Below are 23,702 nucleotides of genomic sequence, written 5' to 3'. Positions count from 1 at the left end.
ATGAGCGGCTGGACCGCGGGACGGAGCGGGCTTCCGGAGAAACCTGCCGGCTGCCCGCTTCGGGTGTGCTTTTTCCGGCATGAGTTGGCACGCATCATACGGATGAGACGACGCGATTGCGCGGTGCTCCGTCGCGTGCTCAAAGTGGAAGCGCATCATTCGAGGATACGACTCTTGCCGAGGTATCCGGTGGACCCAATCAAGGACCCGACATGAAACGTATTGCTCTCGTCGCCATCGCCATTTTCGCCGCCAGCCCGGCCCTCGCACATCTCGACCCCGGTGAGCACGGCTCGTTCCTAGCGGGGCTGTCCCACCCCGTCTTTGGCCTCGATCACATCCTCGCGATGGTGACGGTCGGCCTCTGGGCCGCGGCGCTCGGCGGACGCGCGCTCTGTGCGCTGCCCTCCGCCTTCGTCGGTGCGATGGTTCTCGGGTTCGCCGGGGCCGTCGCGGGCGTTACTCTGCCGCTCGTCGAGCCGATGATCCTTGCCTCGGTCCTGGCCCTGGGCTTGGCGGTCGCGCTGGCGCTTCGACTGCCGGTCGCGGCGGCTGCCGGGATCGTCGGACTATTCGGCCTGTTCCACGGGCACGCGCATGGCGGCGAGCTGGGGACGGCAGGCGCGCTGGCGTTTGGCCTCGGTTTTGCGTTGTCCACGGCGCTCCTGCACGCCTTTGGCGTCGCAGTGGCGGTCACGGTCAGCCGCGTGGCCACCAGCCGGAAAGCGATCCGGGGCCTTGGCTGGGCGACTGCCATCTGCGGCGTCTGGATTGCTTATGGCGGTTAAGGCCGGCGCCCGGTCTTGCCGAGGGCGATCCGTCGATCGGCAAGATCACAGCCCCCAACGTTCTGCAGAGCTTGCCGGAGCGGCGCTGGCGGGATCGCTGCAGTCATGAGGCGCTGACGTTCGCTCGAAGACGGCGGAAGCTGTCAGCGCGGGGCTAGCCCGAAGCATCGGCCTTTGCTGCGCGGCTGGTCGATCGCCACAGTGCGGGACGAAGCAAGCTTTCGTTTCGCACATTACGAACGACTGCATTGCCTCGTTGGCGGAGCGCAAGGAGATAGCGGCGCTACAGAAACCGGCGGACCTCCGTCCTGTAACGCAGATACGCAGCTCCGTACCGCTCCTCCAGCCAGCCCTCCTCCGCAAAAGGGAAAGCCACGAAGACGGCGATGCCGGCAAGGATTGCGGGGAGCGCTACGACGGAGGCACTGAGTAGAGCCCAACCGATCAAGATCGCGATGTCGCCGACGTATTGGGGATTGCGAGAGAACCGGTAGAGGCCGTCCGTCTTGAGCTGACCCTCGGCACCCATCGTCTGGTTCGCACCGAAGCCGATCACTTCGGTCCAGACGACCGCGTTGCCGGCGGCGATCAGGATCGGTCCTAGGCCGTAGCGCAGCCAGCCCGGCAGACGAGCATCGCCCCAACCCGCGACCCCGAGGGCCACGACCGCCGCGAAGAAGACCAGCGTGCCGCCCCAGGCCAGGACCGCCGTCGCCGACCCGAAGGTCCGCGGCGGCCAGATGCGGCGATCGGGCCTCGCGATGGACCACAGGACGGCGACGAGCGTCGTCCCGGCAATCGCCAGCGCCACGGGCGTCAGGATCACGTCCATGACCTCAGCTCTGGCGCTCGGGGTCGAACCGCAGGAGCCGCAGCGCGTTCAATGTCACCAGCACGGTTGCGCCGGTATCGGCCAGAATGGCGATCCAGAGGCCGGTGATCCCGAAGATCGTGGTCACGAGGAATACGACCTTGAGCCCGAGCGCGATCGTCACGTTCTGGTGGATGTTCCCCATGGTGGCGCGGGCGAGGCGCACCATGGCGGCCACGTCGGTGACGCGGTTGCGCAGGATCGCGGCATCCGCCGTCTCCAGCGCCACGTCTGTGCCGGAGCCCATGGCTACGCCCACCGAGGCCTGTGCCAGGGCGGGCGCGTCGTTGATGCCGTCGCCGATCATCATCACGCCGTCCCCGGCCATGTCGCGGATTGCAGCGACCTTGTCCTCAGGCATGAGGTCCGCCTCGAAGGCGATGCCGAGATTGCCGGCGATGGCGGCGGCGGTGCGGGCGTTGTCGCCGGTCAACATAACCCCGTCCACGCCCAGTTCCTCGAGCTGGTGGAGCGCGTCCGTCGCATCGGCGCGCGCCTCGTCGCGCATGGCGATGAGCCCCAAGCCCTGCTCGTCGCGATAGACGACCACGACAGTCTTGCCCTCCTCCTCCATCGCCGCCGCGGCACGCATCCCTTCGTCGTCGAGCGCGCCCGCCTCGGTCGCAAAGCGCGGCGAGGCGACCCAGGCGAGGGCACCGCCGACCATCGCCTCCACACCCTTGCCCACGATGACGCGGGCATCGTTCGACGGCAGGGCGGCGATGCCGGACACCTCCGCGTGGTCGGAGATGGCCTCGGCCAACGGGTGCGAGGAGCCCGCCTCGACGCCCGCGGCCACGGCCAGCAACTCGGCCTCGGTCGCCTGTCCGAGCGGCACCACGTCCGTCACCACGGGGCGCCCGGCGGTGAGCGTACCGGTCTTGTCGAACGCCACGCAGGTCGCCTTCGCGGCCGCCTCGATCACCGCACCGCCCTTCATCAGGAGCCCGCGCCGCGCGCCCGCAGACAGGCCGGAGGCAATGGAGGCGGGGACGGAGATCACCAGGGCACAGGGGCAGCCGATCAGGAGGAGCGCCAGCCCCCGGTAGAGCCAGGTCGCCCAGTCGCCGCCCGCCGCCAGCGGCGGCACCAGCACCACGAGGAGCGACAGGCCGACGATCACCGGCATGTACCAGCGCGAGAAGCGGTCGATGAAGCGCTCGGTCGGCGCCCGCGCGCTCTCGGCCTCCTCCACCAGCGCGACGATGCGCGAGATCGTGTTGTCCTCCGCCACCTTCGTCACGCGGATGCGCAACGCGGCCTCGGCGTTGATCGACCCCGCGAACACCGCGTCCCCCGGGCCCCGCGTGACGGGCACACTCTCACCTGTCACCGGGCTTTGATCCACGCCCGAGGTCCCCTCGACCACCTCGCCGTCGGCGGCGATGCGGTCGCCGGGGCGGGCGAGGATGACCTGTCCGATGCGCAGGCCGGCGGCATCGACCTCGCGGGTCCCGCCAACCTCCACCAGCAGGGCGGACTTCGGCACGAGGTCCGAGAGCGCGCGGATCGAGGCGCGCGCGCGGTCGGCCGCGACGCCCTCCAGCACCTCGCCCACGGCAAAGAGAAACACGACGAGCGCCGCCTCCTCGGCAGCGCCGATGACGAGCGCGCCCAGGGCGGCGATGGTCATCAGCATCTCGATGGTGAAGGGCAGTCCCGCCCGAAGTGCGGCAAAGGCCTGCCGCGCGACGGGGGTCACGCCGACGAGGCAGGCCAGGACGAAGGCCCAGCGGCCGATGTCCTGTGAGGTCGCCAGCTCCACGCCCCAAGCCAGCACCAGAAGCGTGCCCGTCAGGATCACGAGGCGGCCCTAGCCCGTCCGGAACCATGCCTTGTCCCGGTCGTCCGGGTCATCGCGGACGTGCCCGAGCCTTCCGTGATCGTCGCCGGCCTCGGCGCTTTCGGGCGGTGCGGCGGGACGTAGCGACGCCTCCGCATCGGCCACGCCGTAGCCCAAGCCGCGCACCACCGCCTTGACCCGCTCGCGCGACGTGGCAGCAGGATCGAGCGTCAGGCGCAGCCGTTCGCGCATGGGCAGCACCTCGACGCCGCTCACGCCGGGCAGACGCTCGACCGCGCCCCGCACCTTGGCAGCACAGGATCCGCAATCCATGCCGGACACAGTCCATTCGCAGGCCAGGGCGTCGGACGGGGACTCCGCCGTCGATGTCGTTGTGCTGCTCATTGCGTGATCCTAACTTAGGGTCCGAACCGATTTGCCTCGTGAATCCCGGACCTAGTTGCTCTAGTTACTAGAGCTTCAAGGGGGTTCTCGCATGATCAGCATCGGCAAGCTCGGCCGCGCCACCGGCACCAAGGTCCCCACCATCCGCTACTACGAGCAGGTGGGGCTCCTGCCCGAGGCAGAGCGGTCGGAGGGCAACCAGAGGCTCTACGGACGCGCCACCCAGGAACGGCTGGTCTTCATCCGTCATGCGCGAGAGCTAGGCTTTCCGCTCGACGCCATCCGCGACCTGCTCAGCCTCCAGGACCGGCCCGCCCAGCCCTGCATGGCCGCCGACACCATCGCCCGCGCGCAGCTCAAATCCGTCGAGGCACGGCTGGCGCGGCTCCGCGCCCTCAAGACCGAGCTGGAGCGCATGATCGCGCAATGCGATCACGGCACCGTCGCCGATTGCCGGGTGATCGAGACCCTCGCGGATCACGGCCTGTGCCAGGGAGATCACGGGACCGAAAATGGTCCGCTCGCCTGACCGAGGACGTGGCAGTCGCAGCGGTTCGAGGTGGGGGTCCGACTAGCCATGCCCGCTCAGAGGGGTTGCCGGCTAGCGGTCGTTCGAGCTTCTTGCAGCATTGAGCGATGAGGGCTCTTTTCGGTGGTTCGCTGCACAAGGCACGAACGGCCTCTTTCCTCTTTCACACGCGATCTGGGTCAGCGATGTGACCGGAAGGTTGGTTTTGCCTGAAGCCTGACACCGAGACTCTCACATCGCGACCCGGGGGTTCGGACTTCGCCGAACGCCCCTCCGTCGCACCCAGCCGAGATACCGTCCTCGGGGATTCGCCGCTTCGCGACGAACGCCGCTCGGCCGGGCTTCCTTCCGCACCAGCGCCCAGGGGCACCGCCTGTCCGTCCCCCGTGCCGGTCGCGGCCTGATCGAACCTGACGGATCGGGGGGCCGGCGGTCCGGTCGCTGACGCTCCCTAACGACAAATACGGCTTCCACGCCCTGCGGGCGCGGACCCTCCGCATTTGCCGTTGCCCCCGTCCCCCCGCCCCGTCCTGTTCTGGCCGTGCGACCGACCGATGGGTGACGAACAAGCGATGCCCCCAACGGGTCTGTCCGTAATCAAGAATAAGGCGGCGCTGAATCGCCATTATCCTTGTATTCCGAATTGATGAATCAATTCGGAGTGTGCTCCCTCATTCGGGGATCAAAACAAGCGGAATTAGGTAATTGAGGCAAGCAAGCAATTAGAGAAAAACGCAAATAAAGCATTAGCTTAGGCCGTAATTAATTCGTAAAAAGGAGACAGGGAAAGCGAATGGCGCTCCCCTCCAAAGCCGGAAATGTCCAGCGCACATTCAGGAACGACCCCGATGCTCACGACCTACGACGAGATCGAACTCTTTGGCCTCACCGAGAACGGCAGCGACGACCTCCCCATTCCGAACGACGACGACCTGCAAGGCCGCGCCGTGGGCGAGGCGTTCGAGGCGCTGATCGGCACCCTGCAAGGCACCGGGCTTGCTTCCGAGGTGGAACCCCTCGCCCATGCCTTCGCGACCATGTTGCAGCGCCGCGCCGTGTCGCTGGACCAAGCCGCCGACAGCCAGAAGGTGAAGGCCCGCGCGTTGATCGCATCGCAGGACGGCAGCGAGATCGCGGAGACCGAGCTGGACGAGACGACACGGCTCTACACGATCCTGCAAGAGAAGGCCGACGCCCTCAAGATCATGGCCGAGTGCGCCGCGCAGCACTACGAACACGAGACCGGCGAGCATTACACCCCCGTCACCGGCGACCGCACCACGCGCCGCGCGATGGAGACGGGCGCCGTCTTCGAGGCGAAGAAGCTGCTGGACGCCGCAGACCGCGCCGAGGCGGAGCGCAACAAGGTCGCGGGCACCTTCATCGCCGTGGCCGGCGATGCCGACTGGATCGACAGCGCCATCATCTGGAAGCGGCTCGACGTGGCCCGCGACAAGTGCCCCGACATGGTGTTGTGCCACAAAGGATCGCGCGGCGCGGAGCGGATCGCCGCCGCATGGGCGAAATCGCGCAAGGTGCCGCAAGTCCTGTTCCGCCCGAACTGGTCCGCCTTCAACAAGGCCGCCCCGTTCCGCGCCAACGACGAAATGCTGACCGCCCGCATCCGTGGCGTGATCCTCTTCGGCGGCGGCGGCATCGGTCTGAACCTTGCCGAGAAAGCCGAGGCGAAGAAGCTGCCCGTGGCCCGCATCCCGAAGCCCGAAACGGCCCGCGAGTAATCGCGCCCCATCCCGAACCCCACCAAGGGCGGCCCGAAAGGGTCGCTCTTTCACGTGACCGCCGCCCAGGTCGCCCCCGTCGTTTTGGCGGCGATCGGGCTCGGGTTGACCGGGGCGGGCGGAACCGGCTCGGCCGGCCCCGCCCGCCCCGGCCCTGCGCTGTCCGCGCGGGAGCGCCTGCGGCACCGAAACGACCGGAACGCGGCTGCGGCCCTCCACCCCGCCTGCGACGGCGCGGAGGGCCGCGTGAGACATCAAGCCGTCGCGGCGGGCACCACCCTTCGGGCCGGGCAAGGAAAGCGGGGAAGCGACGCCGGAGGCGGCGTGGCCGTTCCCCTCCAGCGTGTCGTCTCGTCAAGTCGCTGTCGTCCCCCTGCCCTCGGCTTCGTGCGTCGTGCAGGGAACGGACCTCGCGGCCCGTCGCGCAGGCGCGGCAAGAGAGCAAAAGACGGCTGCGGTCCGGCCGAGCTTCCTCTATGCCAGGGATCACGCCATGACCCAGCTTCCGACCCGCACGCCCCCGCCCACGCGACGCCTCTCCGAGACCCGCCGCGTCGAACACGTCCGCTCCGACGGCGTAGCCATCCGCATCCTCGTCTCGGTCGGCTACGCCGCCGACGATCCGCTCCGTCCCGTCGAGGTCTTCTATGCCGAGGGCTTCCGCTCCGGCGCCGACCTCGAGTTCCTCACCCAAGACGCCTGCGTCCTCGTCTCGCTCCTCCTCCAGCATGGCGTCCCGCCCGCGCGGATCGCCGCCGCCATGTCGCTGCGCGACGATCCCGATGGCACCACCTCGCCCGGCTCGCTCGCTGGCACCATCGCCGCCGAGCTGGTCCATCCGCCCGCATGGGCCGACGCGCTTTCGGGCGGTGCCTGATTGGGTCGGCTGCGGCGTCAGCCAGACCGGTTCGCGGTCTCGCCCTTCACGTCAATCCTGACGGTCCGCGCCAGGAAATCCGGCGGCAGCTTCAGAATGGTCCCGATGGCCTTGCCTGTCCGGACTGGCTTCCTCGTCATGGTGCGACCCTCCACAAACTTCGGGCCGGTCGCGTGACAGCGCGTCCGGCCCGGCCTGATGATGCTGCCTCAGCAGACATCCCCGCCCAGCACGGTAGCAGAATCCGGCCCTCCTCGCCACGCCGATCCCGGCGTTCAGCGGTCCCCCGTTTCCTGTCGTGGCGGCAATCCGCTCGGTGACACCGCGCACGGGACCGCTCGATCGACCGGGTTTCCCCGGTGTCGCGGCGGGTGTTCAGGCCAGCATCGAGACACGAAACGGCGGCACACAGTCTGGCCGTTCGTGACCGCGCGGGACGGCCCTTCCAGAGGCGGCGATCACCCCGGCCTCCTTCGCTTCCTCCCTCATCGCACTTGGCGGATCGCGGGCCAGGTGTCCGGTCGCTGCGCTCGCCAACGGCAAATACGGCTTCCACGCCCTCTAGGCGCGGACCCTCCGCATTTTCCGTTGCACCCGGCCCTCCTCGATCCGCCTCTCAAGCCCCATCGGAAGCGAAAGGAGCCCGACATGACCACCTACACCCTCAACGTCCCCTACGAGTTCACCCGGAACGGTCGCACCGAGCGCCGCTACCGCCGCGTCGGCGCCGTCTTCGAGAACACCCGCCGCGACACCGGCGAAACCTTCCTCTCCATCAAGCTCGACTTCCCCGTCGCCGTCACCGAGCTGGTCGCCTTCCAGCCGAGCCAGCGCGACGGCGAGCCGCCGATCGACGAGTGATCCGCAGCGGCGGCCTTCGGGCCGCCCTTCGCCCTGGTGGGCGACGCCGGCCGAGGCCTGCACACCCGCCTTCGACTCTGCCGGTCAGGTTCAAGACACATCCTCGGCAGCGTATCCCGCCGCCTCTCCCTTCATCGTTACGCACGTTCAGCGAGATCACGGCCAGCTCGTCGCAGTCGATGTCGAGTGTCCGTCGAGCAAGCGTCATGGCCCCTCCACGCACGGCCTGCGCCGTGCGCTTATCGGGCTACTCGGCCCTTCGGGTGACGCCCCCCGGTGCGACAGCAGGATCTGCCCGTTCAGCCGATCACGCCGGGGCGCCGTCGTCGCCCCTGCCCTCGGCTTCGCGTGTCTGGCAGGGAACGGGCCGGACGGCCCGTCGCGCAGTCGCGCGGCGGCACACCCAGGACCCGCAGCCGAGGCGGCCGCGACGGCTCCGGTCTGTCGCTCCGCCGCCGATTGCGCTCCGGTCGGGATCGCGTTCCCCGACCGCTCCCTCCCCTCCATCGGCGGCTCCTGGCAGCATCCGTTAGCCTCGCCTCGCGCTGCGCGCATCGGGCAAGGAGGCGGGCCTTCGGCCCGCAGGCACCCTCTGCGCTTCGCCCGGGCTCGCATTCCGCAGAAGCCTTCCAAGCCAGGGCGCGACGGCCGGACCTGCCCACCGGCCCCTCGTCTCCCTTTGCGATCTGGGGGCGCGTCCGCCTCGCAGCCCGTGGACAGCTCCGGGTCCGGCCCTTCGGACCAGGCAGGGAGGGACAGGAAAAACAGGGAGAGAGGAAGAGGCGGCTTCGCGTGGGGGTGATCCGAACAGGATCGGGAACCCTCATACGAAGGACACCGACCATGACCCTCCCACTTCACACCTCTGCCCTGACCGACATCGACCGCTACGAGCTGGCCACCATCCTCGCCGGACTGCGCCTCTTGCAGCAAACCCCTGCCCTGCCCCCGGAGATCGAGGAGATCGCCACCGAGTGCGGCGCGTTCACCTCCCTGGATTCCACGCAGATCGAGGATCTCTGCGCGCGCATCAACGCCGCCTCGGAATACCCGTGGCGGGACGTAACCGAGGATGATGCCGAAACCCGGGCACTGGAAGCCCGCGTGGCCGCTCTCTTCGAGGAGATCGCGTGATGCTGCGCCAGTATAACCCCCAGCGTCATCGCCGCATCGAGATCGACGGCCGCATCCGTGCCGTTGGCACCGTACCGGTCGGCACCATCGCCCTGATCCAGGGCCGCAAGGTGCAGGTCATGGCGTGGCTGCCCCGCGACGACACCGCCGTCGAGCGCGGACGGTTCGCGACCAAGCGGATCGCGGGCGGGCATCTCGCCCTGGTCCGTGACCTTGCGACTGGCTGCACCGGGCAGCTTTCGGATGCGTGGCTCGTCGATGCCGTGACGATCCGCACCGACGAGCCGGACGGCCGGGCGCTCCTGCGCCGGGCCACGCTGCGCGCCGGGCGCGCGATCGCCGCCGTGGCCGAAGACGCCCGCGAACTGGAGGACGCACGATGATCTGGTCCGTCTTTCTGCTTTCGATGACGCCCCGGCGCTTCGTCGTCCACAGCGACAAGGAACGGGCGGCGCAGATCACCGCCCGGCTCCTGGCCGAGCGCCATCCGGGCATGGCCTTCGACTACGAGGAAGGACCGGACTTTCGGCACAGTGACTGCCATCCGTCGATCCGCGACACCGCGTTGTCGGTCGAGGTGCAGAACCTCATCGCGGCCGAGATCACGCTCGAGGCCGTGGCGAACCCGAAGGGCCTGCCGAAATGGTGCGCCTTCCAGTACCGCAACGGCGGCGTCTGCGCCTACCGCGACCACGACCTGCGGGTGGTGGCGATGTGCCGCCGGGACTTCGACGTGGTGCAGGAACGGGCGATCTACACGGTCTATCCGTTCACCGACGAGGTTCTCGATTGCTTCCGCGACGAGGTCGACACGGCAGCTTGAATTGGGGCGGGAAGCCGCCTCAACCCTCTTATTTCTTTGGCCCTTCGTGGCCCCCATGATAGGATCGGGACAAGATCATACCCGATGGAAAGGCCCCCATGAACGCCCTCACCCCCATCAAGTCGGCGTGGAAGTCGGTCCAGCTCCTCATCGCCTTTCACCGCAACAAGGATGGCCGGCGGCGGCAGGACCCGCGGCTCTGGAGCCCGAAGAACGGGGTCGCCGGCGTTACCGACGATCCCAATGCCAAGGAATCTGTCCTTGTGGTGCGCGGTCACGGCGATGCGGGCGATGTGCAGATCAAGCTCCACCCCGACAAGATCATCCTGCGTCGCGACCCCGAGGCGATCGGATGGTCCGGCCTCCAGGTCGACCATTACGGCGTCCGCGTCCTGGTCGGCGATGTCTGGATCACGGTGCAGGCGGACGGCTCGATCAAGCGCGAGATCGAAGGCGCGGCGGACGACGAAAGCTGGCTGGAAGCGGACGGCTCCTACATCCGCATCGCGCCGGAGATGGAGATCAACGTCGCGGGCGATGGATCGAGGATGACGCGGCGCACGAAAGGGCGGCTCGACATGATCGACGACGAGGGTTCCGTGAGCCGCCGCCGGAAGCCGTCCGACCGGCCCCTCGTCCGCGAGGCGATGGCGCGATTGCCCGACGCGTAGCGCCCCCTCCCCTGCCCTGCCATGTGAAAGCCCCGCCTCCGGCGGGGCTTTTTGCGTTTGGCCAAGCGCGTTGCGGGAGGCCCACCCCCGGTTTTCCACCCCGGGCCGGAGCGACCTCGGGAGCGGAGGTTCGGGGCGAAGCAGCCCCGAGAGAGACGTCAAGGATCGAACGTGGGCCGGTGGTGCTGCATGCCGTCAGTCCAATCTCTTGTCGCGCGCTACGAACGTAGCGAGCGCGCGGCGTCCTATCAGCGTACCCATTGCATAACGAGAGAGGAGTCCTGTCCGGTTTAACTCTTTGGTCAGCACGTCATAAGCGGACTTCGAGATCGTCCGCGTCGTGGCTACCATCGTGGACCCTTCCTGATAGGTCGCAGTCATGTCCCGGGGCGCTCCGTCCATGACAGCATCGACATAGAGTTCGACGGCTTTTCCCAACACCAGCCGGAACGCCAGCTTCTCCCCCTGGAGCTCCGTAATCTCGTCGAATGTGGGGCTGGTTCCACGTGCGATGACAGGCAGGTTCATGTGCAGCTTGATACTACCAGCTTCGTCCTGTCGCGCCGGACCCTTGGCCCCCGATTTTTCCCGCCGAGATTTCGGGCTTTGCTCCGGGTCCGTTTGCTTCTCGGGGCCACTCCCTTCCGCACCAGCGCCGGACGCATGTTCTTGGTCGGCACTTCCGGACACGTCGGCCTGCATGGCCTTATCGTGTTCGACCGATGCGTCCTTTGTTTCATCGTTTGCCGGGGCGTCTTGCTCGTTGTCGTCGAGAGATGGACGTACCTCTTCGCTTAAATTGGCCATCACCGGGTTGGTCGGTTCGGTGGTCGGATCGTCACCAGCATTTTCGGATCCTTTGTTGAGCCGCCGTGCCCGACGCCTTGCCATAAGTTCCGAGCTTGGAACCTTAGTGTTTTGGATCGGCATTGTGCTGCTCCATTTCCAGTCCGTCCGTGATGTCGGCCGCGAGGCTTCGGGCTTCCTCCAAGGCCGTCTTGATCGAGATACTCGTGACACGCAGCGCAGGGTCTTCCCGGAGACCCGCGTAGTAGAGATGCAGCATCCCCGATGTTCCCATGTCCGCATAGGCGGCACGTGAGGGCAGCCGTGTGGAGACTTGCGGCAAGTCCTTCAGGATCTCAAAGCTCTCCAGATCGGCCTTGGTCAGCTTGCTCTTGGCGGCGGGAAACCGACAGATCAGGAACGCGATGGGAACGTCACGCCCATTCGCTTCGAGAGCTTCCCTAGCGAACTCGAATGACGAGATGCCGTACTCCACGTCGAACGACGACAGCGCCAGCGGCACCAGTATGAGGTCGGAACTGAGGATCGCGTCGGTATTGACGTCCGATTCCCCCCCTTCGGCATCGAACACGGCAATGTCGTAGCCTGCGCGTTGCGCGCTTGCGTAGGATGCCGCCATCTCCTTCCCGGTCGTTGCCTCGAAGATCTTGCAGTCGGCATCCCAGGTCCCGTTCTCCATCGCGTTTCCACGCCAGAACTTGAGGGGATCGTTCTTGTCCGCTTCCAAGAGCGCAGTCCGGTATCCTGCCATCCGAAGACCCGACACGGCCGACATCAGCCCTGTCGTCTTTCCCGCTCCGCCTTTCAGCGAAAAGAACGTCACCAGTTTCATAGCTTCACTCCTGCCCATTCATTCCGGTTTCCTTCGTCTGGTTCATCCGACAAACCCTCTCTGCACCGCTTCTCTTTCTTTGTGGTCGGTCTAGTCGGCGCGGTCGGTCTGACCGCTTTAATCGGTTTAATTAGCTTGGTCGGTCTGATCGCCCTAGTCGGTTCGGTCAATATAGTCGCCCTAGTCGGTCTAATCGGCGCGCTCAGTTTGGTCAATCCAGTCGGTCTAATCGGTTTGGTCAGGCTAGTCGTTTTGGTCGGTGTAGTCGGTTCGGTTAGTTTGGTCAGATTGGTCGACCTGATCAAGCTGGTCGGTCTAGTCAACTCGGTCGGCCTGGTCGTCCTAGTCATCTTAGTCAGCTCGGTCGGTCTAGTCGTTCTAGTCAATCTAATCGGCACGGTCAGTCTGGTCAGTTCAGTCGGTCTAATCGGTTAGGTTAGGCTAGTCAGTTAGGTCGGTTTAGTCGGCTCGGTCAATTTGGTCTGGCTAGTCGGTCTGGTCGGTATAGTTAATCTGGTTAGAGCGGTCGATCTGGTCGCTTTAATCGGTCTAGTCAATTTGGTCACTCCGGTCGCCCTAGTCGGTATAGTCAGCTCGGTCGGTCAAGTTGGTTTGGTCGGTCCGTTCGGCGGAACGGGATTTCTGACGTAGCGCAGAAGAAGGAGCTCAGAGACGCTTCCGAGGCTTCTCGGCTGACCACCCCAGGAGATATTGAGGAGCCCTTTCAGTGGCGCTTACACGGCTTCTCAGAAGGGGTTTTGGCTAGACCGGCCCTTGGCAGGTTTCGGTGAAGCGAGTTGCAGGCGACTCTTGACCGGTGGAAGGAAAAGCGTAACAGTTCGGTACAATAGTTGGCAGGATATATTCGAATGTAGAACATTTGATATTCGAAGACCAACCGACCCCCAGAGCGAGCCCGATGCCGATCGACGACGATCAGATGCCAAGCTGGAAGAAGCGCGTGATGAAGGGCGGCGATTGGGTCGATCCCGACGCCGAACCTCCCCCGGTCCGGGCCGACAAGACGATCTCGGTGCGGCTCACAGAGGCCGAGCTGGCGGAGTTCGACGCCCAGATCGCGCAGCTCGGGATCAAGCGGAACCGCGCGCTCCGGATCGCGGCGCGTCGGATTGGCGGGTTCGTGGAGGCCGATCCGGCCCAGGTCGAGGCGTTGCGCGACGTCGCGCGGCAGCTCGTGGGGGTTGCGCGCAACATCAACCAGATCGCCAAGTCAGCCAACCGGACCCGCGATCCGGACTACCGGGCCTTCATGGAAGAGCGCGCGGCGCTCGGCAAAGTTCTGGCTCGGGTGCAGGGCGAGACGCAGATCATCCTCGATCTTGCCGCGCGGCGGGAGGACGGGCTGGCACGGCTCGGCCGCGAGGCCGACGAATGAGCTACGAGGTCGCCATGTTTCTGAAGCGGGGCAGGGGGGCCGGTCCCGAGGTCTCCGCGCTCGATGCGGTCATGGGCGAAGACTGGGTAATCATCGAGCCGGGGCGGGCACGGCGGGCGCAGGGGGCGCGGTTCGGGCTGCGGGCGGCGCACCGGGCGGATGTGGAGCGAGGCCTTGCCGGCGGGATGCTTCCGGGACGCAAGCCGCAGGCCGTGGTCAAGATGATCCGGAACGGCGGGACGTCGGACGTACGCGGATTGCGCGATCAGATGGCGTATCTGTCGCGGGACGGGGCGGAGCCGTTGCAACGGTCCGAGGCGATGATGGGGATCGCGCTCGACGCCGAGGAAGCCGCGCGGATGGAGCGGGAATGGCGGATGCCGCCCGAGGGCGCCGACCGGGCCGAGCGCACGTCGCATTTCATCGTCAGCTTCCCGCAGGACGCGCCGCATTCCGCGGCGGAGCGCGCGGGGCGGGCCTGGGCCGAGGAGATGTTCGGGTCCGGCCAGCACGGCGGCGACAGCTACGATTACTACACGGCGTTCCACACCGACCGGGCGCATCCGCACATGCACGTCGTCGTCTACCGGCGCGGGCTGGAGAACGGCGAATGGCTCAAGGTCTCGCAGCGCGGCGACGTGAACTACGACCGGATGCGCGAGGTCCTTGTCGATGTCGCCGGGCGCGAGGGGATCGAGCTGGAAGCCACGACACGGCTGGCGCGGGGCTTGCACGACCGGCCGGTCCCCGACGCCGAGTACCGGCGGGCGGTGGAGGAGGACCGGGAGGCCGAGGCGCCCGAGCATACCCACGAGACGGCGATCCGCGCGGCGGCGTCGCTCCTGCACTTCGCCCGCCAGTTCGCGGCCGATGCCCGCGCCATCGAGCGCGAGCTGCCCGACCAGGCGAAGATGCTGCACAAGATCTCCGAACATCTTTCGGAGGGCAGGGCGATCACGACCCGCCATTACGGCAACCTCTCACCGGAAGGAGAACAGAAGATGGCAGACAGGCTGGAACAAGTGACGATGGAGGTTCGGGGCAAGCTCGAGCGCCTCGACACCGATGTGGTGGACGTCGAGGACGACGCCACGCGGATGCGGTTCCTGCGCCAGATCGCGGAGCTGAAGGCCAACACCGTGCCGTACCTGCGCGATCCGGGCGATCTGCGCGCCTTCGCCGAGCCCGACGAGAGCGGATGGTTCGAGGCGATCGTGCCGTCCGACCCGGTGGCGGTGCAGGTCAAGACGGCGGCCGACGACGTGGCGCGGGACGTGGCGCGGGATTACGGCCTCGACCCGGAGGCCACCGTGGAGCGGTATTCCGGCGCGATTCCGTCGCGGGGCCTCGCCCGGCAGTTCGCGGAAGCCGAGGAGCGCGAGCGGGCCGAGTCCCGCGCGCTGTCCGGGGACGGGCCGGAGAGCATCCAGGACCGCGATGCGGCGCTCGCGCGGATGCGGAGCGAGTTGCAGAACGTCTACCGCGAGGCGCGCGACATCGTTCAGGAGCGGTATGCCATGATGGCAGAAGCCCGCGAAGAACCCGGCTATAGCGACCGCGACGACGAACAGCTTGCACGAGAGGGTATTCGCGTCAGCGAGAGCATCAAGGGCGACGACCGGGAGCGATTTGAAACCGCGAGGGACAATCCACCGGAGATCACGACATCGACCGACTGGTACAGCGACAGTTATGGTGGCCAGTATCAGGTTTTCGTCGCCAAGACAGATCGCGGATACCACGTTGGATACCACGCGATGCCCCGAGACGGCGATGCCATGGAAACCCACTACTCCACCGTAGCCGTGCCATCAGAAGGCAAAGCTATGGAATTGGGGAATATATTCCGGGAAGAGGGTGATCGAGGCGTTCGGGAGTTGCTCGCCGCAGAGGCCGCCGAGCGCCAGCCGCAGGGCGAGCGTCAAGTGCCGAAGGACCGGCAGCCAGAGGCCGCCCGCCATCCCGAAGTCGAGCGCCAGTCAGAGATCGACCGGGAGATCGCGGCGTACGAGAAAGAGCATGGGATCACGCTGTCGGAGGAATCCAAGCAGAACGTCCGCGACATCAACCGCGACGACACCGGCCGGGATCGCGCGGACGCCGCCGACCGCCGCGCCGACACCGATCGCCAGATCAGGGACTACGAGCGCGAGCACGGGATCAAACTCTCGGACGAGGCCCGGCAGGCCATCCACGAGCGCGACCGCGATAGCGACGACTACGACATCTGAGGGGCCGGCACGTGACGAACGACAAGACGAAGGACATCCTGCTGCTGGCCCTGGGGGGGCTGGTGATCGGGTCCTTGCTCGGCCTGCTCGCGGCCGGCGGCTATGCAACCTGGGTCCGGGGCGGGGACATGACCAACATCGGGTTCGGGACGATCCTCGCGTTCCTTCCGGTCTCCTGGCAGACCATCACCGAGCCCTTCCGGACCTCCGCGATGATCGGCGGCGGCGTGGCCCTGGCCGGGGCCGTCCTGTTTCCGATCGCGGGGATGCAGAGGGCTCTGACGAGCCACGGATCGGCCCGGTGGGCGACCGAGGCCGAGATGAAGCGGGCGAAGCTCCTCTCGAACGTCGAGAAGCTGAACGGCCCGATCTTCGGCAAGACGACGACGCCCTCGAAGCGGGGCAAGTATCTCACGTCGGTCAAGATACCGCACAGCCTGATCGCCGCGCCCACGGGCGTCGGCAAGGGCGTCGGGATCGTGACGGGGACCCTGCTGACCTATCCCGGCTCGATCGTCTGCCTCGACATGAAGGGCGCGAACTACGTGAACACCGCTCGTCATCGGCGCGCGATGGGGGATCGGGTCTTCAAGTTCGCGCCCTACGACCCGGACGGCCGAACGCACAGGTTCAACCCGCTCGACGCCATCGTGGAGACCCCGGAACGTCGGCGCTTCACCGAGGCGCGGCGGCTTGCGGCCTCCTTCCTCGCGCTCGACGGCGACACCGCGCAAGGGTTCCTTAGAGGTGCGCGCGAAATCTTCGCGGCGACGGCGCTCCTCATGGTCCAGCGCGGAACGCCGACCATCGCGGCCGTCCACGACGCGCTTTCGGGGGAGGGAAAGGACAAGATGGCCCTCTCCCTGATGGCGAAGGAAGTCCGGTCCGCGAGGGCGCGCGCGGTCTTCAACAAGTATGCCAATCGGGACGACAAGCACCTGTCGGCCTACATGTCGATCCTGATGGACGCGGGCCTCGGCCTCTGGAACGATCCGATGGTCCGCGACGCGACGGCCGCCAGCGACTTCAAGCTCGGCACGCTGCGCTCGAAGCCGGCCTCGATCTTCCTCGTGATCCCGCCGAACGACATCGAGCCGCTCGCGCCGCTCGTGCGGCTGATCTTCCAGCAGACCGTCGCCATCCTCCAGCGCAGCCTGCCGGACAAGAAGAAGGGCGAGAAGTATCCCGTGCTGATGCTTCTCGACGAGTTCGTGTCGCTGGGCCGGATGGACAACCTTAAGACAGCGATCACCACGCTGCGCGAATACAACGTCCGGGTGATGCTTGTCGTCCAGACGATCTCCTCGCTGCGCGACCTCTACGGCAAGGACGGAGCCGGCACGTTCATCTCGAACTGCGGGGTGCAGCTCTTCATGGGACCGGCCGACGAGGAAACGCCGGACTACATCTCGAAGGCCATCGGCGACTACACCCGCAAGACGCGTTCCAAGTCGTGGAAGGGGGGCGAGTTGACGACCTCCTACGCGGAGCGGACGGAGAGCGCACGCCTGATCCGGCCGGAGCAGGTCCGGCTCCTGGGCGAGACGCAGGTGGTCGCTCTTGTCCAGAACATGCTGCCGATCCTGGCGCATCGCGTGACCTATTACGAGGATCGCGAACTGAACCGGATCTTCGAATCCCAGAAAGGCCCCTATCCCGAACCGCCCGAGATCGAGCCCTACGATCCCGAGGAGCCGGGTCCGAGCGACGGTACGCCGCCCAAACGCTTCGACGGCGACTTCATCGACGACCGTGACGATCTCGACGAGTTCGACGAAAAGATGGACGACGAGACGATTGAAGGCGAAGCGGTCGAGCTGGACGACAAAGCGGCGAACGCTCCGAAGCGGGCCCCTGCTATATCGGGTGTCAACGCATCTAAGCTGCCAGCCAGTAGCTCAAAGCAGACAGCCGGAAAGGTCGCGGCCGTACCGGACAGCACGGAACCGGCATCGACAGCCAATGACGCTGGCCCATCGGCAACTGTCACTCCCGACACGGACAAGGAAGGCGATCCGCATCGGCAGCGGCTTATCAAAGGCATGGAGCAACTCAGCCTGAATGCCGACGACTTAACGAATAGATTGCAGAAGGCTCGCCGCAAGAACTCCAAGGGGAAGAACAAGACGATCCAAACAGCGCCATCGGAAAATGACCAGAACATCGAAACCCCGGTTCCCAGCGAAGTTACGGCACTCAAGCAAACGGATGCATCTGATCCGACCTTAGAGGACGGCCCGGTGCAATCTCTGGACAAAACGGACGACACGACATCGCGCCTTCTCCTGGCGCGCGCTCTAAACAAAAAGCGTTCGGCAGATCAAACGAACTAGGCTTAGGTCAAAGCCGGCATGAAGACTTGCAGGACGCCGCGACGCCCCTCGTGGCGTCCTGTCTGTATCACGAGGTCGATGGTGGCGCGGGCGTAGTCGAGGATGTCGTCCCGGCCGAGATCGAGGCCCGCACGCAGCACCATCATCGCCATGCGTTCGAGGGCGAGCTGCGGGCTGTCGGCGTGGATCGTACTGATCGAGCCGGGATGCCCGGTGTTGATCGCCTCGAGGAAGTTGAACGCCTCCGCGCCGCGGATTTCTCCCAGGATCAGCCGGTCGGGCCGCATCCGGAGCGCGCTTTCGAGAAGCCGGGCCGGGGAGCGTTCCGAGTCCGTCCGCCGGTCGGCAACGAGACCAACGGTGTTCGGATGCGGCAGATGCAGCTCGGGCGCGTCCTCGATCGTGACCATGCGCTCGCCCCGGTCGGCCATCGACATGATTGCGCGGGCAAGGGTGGTCTTGCCCGAGGACGTGCCGCCCGAGACGAGGATGTTGAGCTTCTCGGTGACGGCCCGGTGCATGAGGTTCGCGAGATCGCCGGCCTCGGCCAGCGCGCGCAACGTCTCCAGCCGGTTGCGCCGCTGTGCCTCGACATCGACCTCGGCCCCCATGAGGAAGCCCACTTCGTGCAGTTCGAGGATGCGGGAGACGTACTTGCGGATCGACACCGACACGCCGGTCTCGATCGCGGGGGGCACGATGACCTGCACGCGCATGGACTGGCCGAAGACATGGACGCGGCCGGAGACGATGGGGTGGTGGCGGCCAAGCTGGGTCTTGGCCTCGCCGGCGAGATGGGCGCCGAGCGCCGACAAGCGATCGGGTGGGATCGTTCCGTCCCATCGCTCCATGTGGCCACGCTGCGTGTACTCGACCCAGACGCTGCGGTCGGGGTTGATGACGACCTCGTTGACGTCTTCGGAGACGAGGAGATCGCGCAGCGGCAGAAGGCCCTGCTCGGCGTAGCTGGCGGGGCTCGGAGGCTGGTTCAAAACACCAGGTCTCTATTGACGAAGACCGTCATGTCGACGCCCTGGTCGATGTAGATGACCGGTCCGGCGTTCAGGTAAGCGCCCATCACGCCCTGCGTGGCGTTGGCGAGATCGTCGCCCACGTCCTGCATCGCGTCCGCCGCGTCGCCCCGCGTGTCGTCGCGGATGACCACATCCGGCCCGGCGCCGATCAGCGAGATCAGCGCGGCCGAGCCGAACCGCTGGCGGAACCGGCTGTCCACCGTGCCGGCCTGTCCCGACATGCCGAGCGCGTCGGCGCCGTAGCCACCCAGCTCGACGCTGACGCCCTCGGGCGTCACCGCCCGGTTCCAGGCGATCTGCACCCGGTCCTGGATGACCGAGACATCCGAGTTGTAGGAGCCGATCAGGCGCGAGCCGCGCGGGATCAGGACGTTCATGCCGTCGTAGCTCATCACGTCGTCGGTCACGACGGCGCGGATCGCGCCGGGCAATTCGGTCGAGATCGCGGTCTCTAGCAGGGCGTTCAGCGTGGTGCCCTGCACCACGGTCCGGCCGGGGTTGGCGATGCGCGTGGCGCGCACGGTGTCGTAGCTCCGCGTACTGGCGTCCTGGACGAACTGCTCGTTCGAGGTCAGGGTGCGGCCGGAGCCGTCGCCGACGGCTGTGCCACCCTGTCTGCCGCCGGTCCTGGCGCCGGCCGCATCGAGGACGATGCCGTTCGACATGATCTGGGCCTCGGCGATCGCCGCGCGGCGCTGGCGTTCCTCCTCGAGCCGCCGCCGCGCCTCGCGCTCCTCCTCGCTCATGCCGCTGCCGGTATTCTGCGTCACTTGCGTCAACTGCGTCATTCGCGTCAAAAGTGCTTGGTAGCGCGCTTCAGCATCCTGCCGCTCGCGTTCGTGCTTCGATTGCATGTCCGCCAGGGCTTGCTGCAATTCGGGATCGCCGCCGGTCTGCGACTGGCGCAACTCCTCGAGCTGGCGTTCGAGGTCCGCGATCCGCTGGCGGTCGGCGTCGTTGCCGGTATCGGCCGGGGGGACGGCGACGGCCGGCTGCATCCGTGTCTCGACGGCGGTTTCCTCCGTCTGGACGGCTGGCTGCACCGGCATCGTCGTGTCCACGCCGGCAGACGGCTCGCGCCCCTGCATCGCTTGCGTCTGCGACGTGTCGGGCGCGGTGGTCTCCACGTACTTCGGGGAGAAGATGAAGTACGCCCCGACGCCGACCATCCCGAGGAACAGGACGATCGAGAGCGTTCGCACGCCCTGTCCCCCGGAGCCACCGGAGATCGCCGCATCGCGCCGGTTCAATGCGCGGGTGTTCTCGACGTTCGTCGCGTCGTCACTCATTTCGTCACCACGGCGCCGCGGATTTCCGGGTCGTAGACGGCGTAGCCCTGGCCGAGCTGCGGGGCGCGGCGCCCGCCCGGCACCGAGCGGATCACGTCGCCATGCGCCACGCAGATCTCCTCGTCGCCGATGCGGATCGTCCAGCGGTCCGACACACGGTCGACGACCGAGGCGTTCTCGGCGTGGCGGACATTGACGATGCTCTCGCGGCCGTCCGGCCCGACGAGGAAGATGCCGGGCCGCCGGGCGTTCTCGGGAAAAACGAAGATCGTCCGGCGCCCGTCGTCGTAGACCTGGACGGGCTTAAGGTCGGACGCATCCCCGGCGGCATAGTAGTTGAAGTCTTTCGGCCGCTCGGCCCGCTCGATCGCCGCGCGGCGGGCCTGCGCCTCGACCCCGGGGTAACGGAAGCTGACGCGGTAGCTCAGGTTGGGCGCGCCGACCTGGCCCGAGCGCGCCCGCAGCTCGAACGTGTAGGGGCGCTGGTTCGTGTAGACCGTCATGTTGGTGTAGGCCCCCTCGATCAGCGGCTTCACCGACAGGATGTCGCCGCGGTCGAGGCGCACGATCTGCCAGCTCTCGCTGTCGCCCACCTGCACGGATTCGATGTTCTCGCCGGGCTCGAACTCGATCGAGGTGATGAATCGCATGTAGGTGTCGAGCCGGTAGACCTCGTGCTCGTCGTAGCTGAACCAACGGATACGGCTGTCCTGCGGGTAGGGGCGCGGCTGCGTCTCGGCGAGGACCGGACTGGCGACGGCGAGAAGCGCCAGGAAGGGGAGGGCGTGTTTCATCAGGGTCAGCCTCTCGGATCGAGGGTTTCGGCGTCGATGCGGTAGCCGGTCACGGTGAAGCCCAGCGGGTTGCGCCAGACCTGATCGAGCGTGCGTTCCGTGCGGGGATTGAAGGCGTAGCCGACGACGGCCACGAAATCGCGCTCGACGGGCGCGATCCCCTCCCGCTCCAGCCGACGTACGAAGCGGACCTGCGCGGTGTCCTTATCGAGGATCGACACCGACCGAACCCGCGTGGTGATGACGGTCTCGCCGCCATAGAGCGTCGGCGGGTATTGCTCGGCGCCGCTGTTCCAGATCGCCCGTAGTGACGTCTGCGCCTGTCCCTGCGACATCGCGTCGATGAGCGGAATGCGCTCGGGGTTGTCGTTCGGATCGTAGGTCTCGCGGTTGGTGACGTAGCGCACGAGCTCGGCCTCGAGGACGGCGCGCTGGTCGTCGAGCGAGGTCGGGCGAACCGAGACGACCTGCTCGGACTCGCCGGTGGTGCGATCCACCATCACGACATAGGGCCGGGTCTCCTTGAGCGGCATCGTCATCGCCAGCGTCGTGACCGCGGCCAGCCCGATCCCCATGCCGAGCGCGCCCACGAGCCAGCCGAGGTTGCGCTGCCGGCGCAGCGAGAAGAAGACCTCGTTCTCGAAGGCTTCGGCGGTCTGTTCAGGGGTTCTCTTCGCCATCGGGGCAGATTCCTTCCGGGCCGCGTCGCGAGACGCGCGATGTGTTCAGACGGTGCGGGCTGGCAGGCCCGTGCGTCAGTCGTCTGTCTTGTCGTCCCTGCGGGATTTTCGGTTCTCGAACCGCTGGCCGGCATTGGCTGCGCGGAGGCGGTCGAAACCGCTCGCATGGTCCCCCCGCGCGGCGGCGTGCCTCGCATTGAGATCGGCGTACTTGTTGCGCATCTCTTTCTGGCGCGTCATCTCGATCTGCCGGCCTTCCCAGTAGTTGCTGCCCGAGTTTGCGGCGACCCCGGCCCGGTGTCCCTCGACCTGGGCGCCGATGACGCGTCCGCCCTCCTGCAAGCTGGCTTTCGTAACCTTGCCGCCAACCTTGCCGACGACCGCCGAGGCACCGATTGCACCCGTTGCGCCGCCTAGTGCCATCGCCACGCCGTTGGCGGTCGCGGTGATCGTGCCCGAGAGGCCGTTGACCAACGTCGGCACCATTGCGGTCATGAAGATCGCGCCGACCCCCACAATGATAAAGCCTCCGGCATCTTCGAGTGTGATTGCCGCATCCGCTTCAGCAATGAGACTTTGATTGATCCCGACGATCGCTCCGACGACGCCGGCCATGACTAGCGGGATCAGCGCGAAGCCGAGCGTAAAGCGGACCCAGCTCTCGAACAGGTTGGACGTGGCACGGAACATCAGCGCCGGAATGAAGATTGGGGCCAATGCGATCGCCATGCCGAGCCCGATCTTGCCCAGCGAGATCACGATGATCGCCGCCGCCGCCATGACCGAACCGATGACCCAGACGATGATCGCAGCAAAGCTGATGCCGAACGGAAGGCTCGCGTTTTCCGACAGCTTGTCGGAAAAGTTAAACATCGTTGAAATTATCTCGTCGAACGCCGTATTCAGGTTGGGCGCATCGACAACCCCCATCAATTTGGCACCGAGTTCACCAGGGACATTGGTGACGATGTCGTAGATCGGCGCGAACTGCGCCCAGCTCGTCGCGACGGCGGTGATGACGATGTAGCGGATGCCCCATTTCAGGTACTCGCTCGCGCGGATCGGCACCCATGCCGTCAGCGCATTGAGGGCGATGAAGGCCAAGCCGACTAGACCCATCGCTTGACACACGGTCGCGATCGGACCGGCGAACGCGGCGAAACTGTTCCGGGCATAGTCGCCGATCGCATTATCCACCATAAGCAGCGTGGTTTCGACGTAGGTCGCCATCGTCTAGTCCCTCGTTACTCGATTGCGCCAACATCGCGGCAGTAGGCATTGACTGCGCGCATCTCGTCGAAGGTTTCGATTGCCTGGAAGTGCGGCGTCAGAGACTCGCTAGACATGCCGAAGTATTCCTCGGGCACCATCGCTTTGATCTCGTCCCAGTCCCGTCGATCATTGAGGCAGGAAATGTCGTAGGGACGTCCTTCTGCGTATGCTTCGCATTGCGCCTGACGATGCGCGATGTCCCAGCGTTCGCGGTACTTCATCAAGATATTGAAGAGTGCGTTGTTGGACCCCGAGATCGCACGGGCCTCCTCGTGATCCATGTCCATCTGGTTCTCGCAAATCCACGAGCCGCCCGTAGCGTGCGCCATCGGCGCAGCAAGGATCAGCGCCGCGGTCGCAGCCGCCAAGATCGAGTTCATTGTCATCCGTCATCTCCTACGCGCATGAAGGTTCGGGACGCCGCCTGTTCGCGCGCAGCCAGGAGGGCGTCCGTACCCGTCGCGTTGGCCTGCGCCGCCTGGAGCCGCAGGCTCTCGTTCAGCAGCACGGCGATCTCGCCCAGCATCCGGGTGTTGTAATCCACCGACGCCTT

At 66.4% G+C, this 23,702-nt stretch carries 21 protein-coding genes and 1 pseudogene; 12 read left to right on the top strand and 10 right to left on the bottom strand.

The window, feature by feature from the left end:
• Window positions 1-212: 212 nt before the first annotated feature.
• A complete protein-coding gene (locus tag Q1B08_RS18190; protein WP_299821998.1) occupies window positions 213-788 on the top strand; it encodes a HupE/UreJ family protein in 576 nt (191 codons plus the stop codon).
• 283 nt (window positions 789-1,071) lie between these two features.
• Here the strand turns inward: Q1B08_RS18190 and Q1B08_RS18185 are convergent, their stop codons facing one another.
• Both Q1B08_RS18185 and Q1B08_RS18180 read right to left on the bottom strand, forming a co-directional pair.
• Window positions 1,072-1,620 carry an isoprenylcysteine carboxylmethyltransferase family protein gene (locus Q1B08_RS18185; RefSeq protein ID WP_299821996.1) on the bottom strand — a complete coding sequence of 183 codons (549 nt, stop codon included), beginning with the start codon at window positions 1,618-1,620 and terminating at the stop codon, window positions 1,072-1,074.
• A gap of 4 nt (window positions 1,621-1,624) precedes the next feature.
• Window positions 1,625-3,847, bottom strand: a pseudogene (locus tag Q1B08_RS18180) (heavy metal translocating P-type ATPase).
• Between the two features lie 91 nt (window positions 3,848-3,938).
• Between Q1B08_RS18180 and Q1B08_RS18175 the strand changes: the two are divergent.
• The 8 genes from Q1B08_RS18175 to Q1B08_RS18140 all read left to right on the top strand — a co-directional run bounded on the left by Q1B08_RS18175 (window position 3,939) and on the right by Q1B08_RS18140 (window position 10,481).
• Window positions 3,939-4,376 (top strand): helix-turn-helix domain-containing protein, encoded by a 438-nt coding sequence (locus Q1B08_RS18175; RefSeq protein WP_299821994.1) that lies wholly within the window; start codon window positions 3,939-3,941, stop codon window positions 4,374-4,376.
• 848 nt (window positions 4,377-5,224) lie between these two features.
• Window positions 5,225-6,115: a DUF2493 domain-containing protein gene (locus Q1B08_RS18170; protein WP_299821992.1), complete on the top strand. Its 891-nt coding sequence runs from the start codon at window positions 5,225-5,227 to the stop codon at window positions 6,113-6,115.
• Between the two features lie 493 nt (window positions 6,116-6,608).
• A complete protein-coding gene (locus Q1B08_RS18165) occupies window positions 6,609-6,992 on the top strand; it encodes a hypothetical protein (protein ID WP_299821990.1) in 384 nt (127 codons plus the stop codon).
• A gap of 648 nt (window positions 6,993-7,640) precedes the next feature.
• Window positions 7,641-7,853: a hypothetical protein gene (locus tag Q1B08_RS18160; RefSeq protein WP_299821987.1), complete on the top strand. Its 213-nt coding sequence runs from the start codon at window positions 7,641-7,643 to the stop codon at window positions 7,851-7,853.
• Window positions 7,854-8,696: 843 nt separating this feature from the next.
• Window positions 8,697-8,987 (top strand): hypothetical protein, encoded by a 291-nt coding sequence (locus Q1B08_RS18155; protein WP_299821985.1) that lies wholly within the window; start codon window positions 8,697-8,699, stop codon window positions 8,985-8,987.
• Window positions 8,987-9,370, top strand: a complete 384-nt coding sequence (locus Q1B08_RS18150) for a hypothetical protein (RefSeq protein ID WP_299821983.1) — start codon at window positions 8,987-8,989, stop codon at window positions 9,368-9,370. The genes Q1B08_RS18155 and Q1B08_RS18150 overlap by 1 nt, the downstream gene beginning before the upstream one ends.
• Complete coding sequence (locus Q1B08_RS18145; protein ID WP_299821981.1) at window positions 9,367-9,810, top strand: hypothetical protein; 444 nt, start codon at window positions 9,367-9,369, stop codon at window positions 9,808-9,810. Before Q1B08_RS18150 ends, Q1B08_RS18145 begins: the two co-directional genes overlap by 4 nt.
• Before the next feature lie 98 nt (window positions 9,811-9,908).
• A complete protein-coding gene (locus Q1B08_RS18140) occupies window positions 9,909-10,481 on the top strand; it encodes a hypothetical protein (RefSeq protein WP_299821979.1) in 573 nt (190 codons plus the stop codon).
• Window positions 10,482-10,676: 195 nt separating this feature from the next.
• Here the strand turns inward: Q1B08_RS18140 and Q1B08_RS18135 are convergent, their stop codons facing one another.
• Window positions 10,677-11,411, bottom strand: a complete 735-nt coding sequence (locus tag Q1B08_RS18135) for a hypothetical protein (RefSeq protein WP_299821977.1) — start codon at window positions 11,409-11,411, stop codon at window positions 10,677-10,679.
• Window positions 11,392-12,120, bottom strand: coding sequence for a virulence protein (locus Q1B08_RS18130; RefSeq protein WP_299821975.1), 729 nt, complete (start codon window positions 12,118-12,120; stop codon window positions 11,392-11,394). The genes Q1B08_RS18135 and Q1B08_RS18130 overlap by 20 nt, the downstream gene beginning before the upstream one ends.
• A 919-nt stretch (window positions 12,121-13,039) precedes the next feature.
• Here Q1B08_RS18130 and Q1B08_RS18125 point away from each other — a divergent pair.
• The 3 genes from Q1B08_RS18125 to virD4 are packed head-to-tail and all read left to right on the top strand — an operon-like array spanning window position 13,040 to window position 18,080.
• Entirely contained in the window at window positions 13,040-13,516 is a 477-nt protein-coding gene (locus Q1B08_RS18125; protein ID WP_299821973.1) for a DNA mobilization endonuclease VirD1/MobC family subunit, read from the top strand.
• Window positions 13,513-15,747: a relaxase/mobilization nuclease domain-containing protein gene (locus Q1B08_RS18120; protein ID WP_299821971.1), complete on the top strand. Its 2,235-nt coding sequence runs from the start codon at window positions 13,513-13,515 to the stop codon at window positions 15,745-15,747. The genes Q1B08_RS18125 and Q1B08_RS18120 overlap by 4 nt, the downstream gene beginning before the upstream one ends.
• 11 nt (window positions 15,748-15,758) lie before the next feature.
• Complete coding sequence (gene virD4, locus Q1B08_RS18115; protein ID WP_299821969.1) at window positions 15,759-18,080, top strand: type IV secretion system ATPase VirD4; 2,322 nt, start codon at window positions 15,759-15,761, stop codon at window positions 18,078-18,080.
• A gap of 2 nt (window positions 18,081-18,082) precedes the next feature.
• Here the strand turns inward: virD4 and virB11 are convergent, their stop codons facing one another.
• The 6 genes from virB11 to Q1B08_RS18085 all read right to left on the bottom strand — a co-directional run bounded on the left by virB11 (window position 18,083) and on the right by Q1B08_RS18085 (window position 23,535).
• Window positions 18,083-19,072 carry a P-type DNA transfer ATPase VirB11 gene (gene virB11, locus Q1B08_RS18110; RefSeq protein WP_299821967.1) on the bottom strand — a complete coding sequence of 330 codons (990 nt, stop codon included), beginning with the start codon at window positions 19,070-19,072 and terminating at the stop codon, window positions 18,083-18,085.
• On the bottom strand, window positions 19,069-20,403 hold the full coding sequence (locus tag Q1B08_RS18105; RefSeq protein WP_299821965.1) for a TrbI/VirB10 family protein: 1,335 nt from the start codon (window positions 20,401-20,403) through the stop codon (window positions 19,069-19,071). The genes virB11 and Q1B08_RS18105 overlap by 4 nt, the downstream gene beginning before the upstream one ends.
• Window positions 20,400-21,197 carry a TrbG/VirB9 family P-type conjugative transfer protein gene (locus Q1B08_RS18100; protein ID WP_299821963.1) on the bottom strand — a complete coding sequence of 266 codons (798 nt, stop codon included), beginning with the start codon at window positions 21,195-21,197 and terminating at the stop codon, window positions 20,400-20,402. The genes Q1B08_RS18105 and Q1B08_RS18100 overlap by 4 nt, the downstream gene beginning before the upstream one ends.
• Before the next feature lie 5 nt (window positions 21,198-21,202).
• The gene (locus Q1B08_RS18095; protein ID WP_299821961.1) at window positions 21,203-21,877 is read right to left on the bottom strand and encodes a type IV secretion system protein; all 675 of its coding nucleotides are present in this window, start codon (window positions 21,875-21,877) and stop codon (window positions 21,203-21,205) included.
• A gap of 75 nt (window positions 21,878-21,952) precedes the next feature.
• Window positions 21,953-23,107: a type IV secretion system protein gene (locus Q1B08_RS18090; protein ID WP_299821959.1), complete on the bottom strand. Its 1,155-nt coding sequence runs from the start codon at window positions 23,105-23,107 to the stop codon at window positions 21,953-21,955.
• Between the two features lie 14 nt (window positions 23,108-23,121).
• Window positions 23,122-23,535 carry a hypothetical protein gene (locus Q1B08_RS18085; protein WP_299821957.1) on the bottom strand — a complete coding sequence of 138 codons (414 nt, stop codon included), beginning with the start codon at window positions 23,533-23,535 and terminating at the stop codon, window positions 23,122-23,124.
• Window positions 23,536-23,702 lie beyond the last annotated feature (167 nt).

It is taken from the genome of uncultured Jannaschia sp. (assembly GCF_947494025.1).
In the GTDB taxonomy this organism is placed as follows: Bacteria; Pseudomonadota; Alphaproteobacteria; order Rhodobacterales; family Rhodobacteraceae; genus Jannaschia.
The sequence above is the reverse complement of the archived record's forward strand: the minus strand, read 5'-3'. Positions and strand labels throughout refer to the sequence as shown.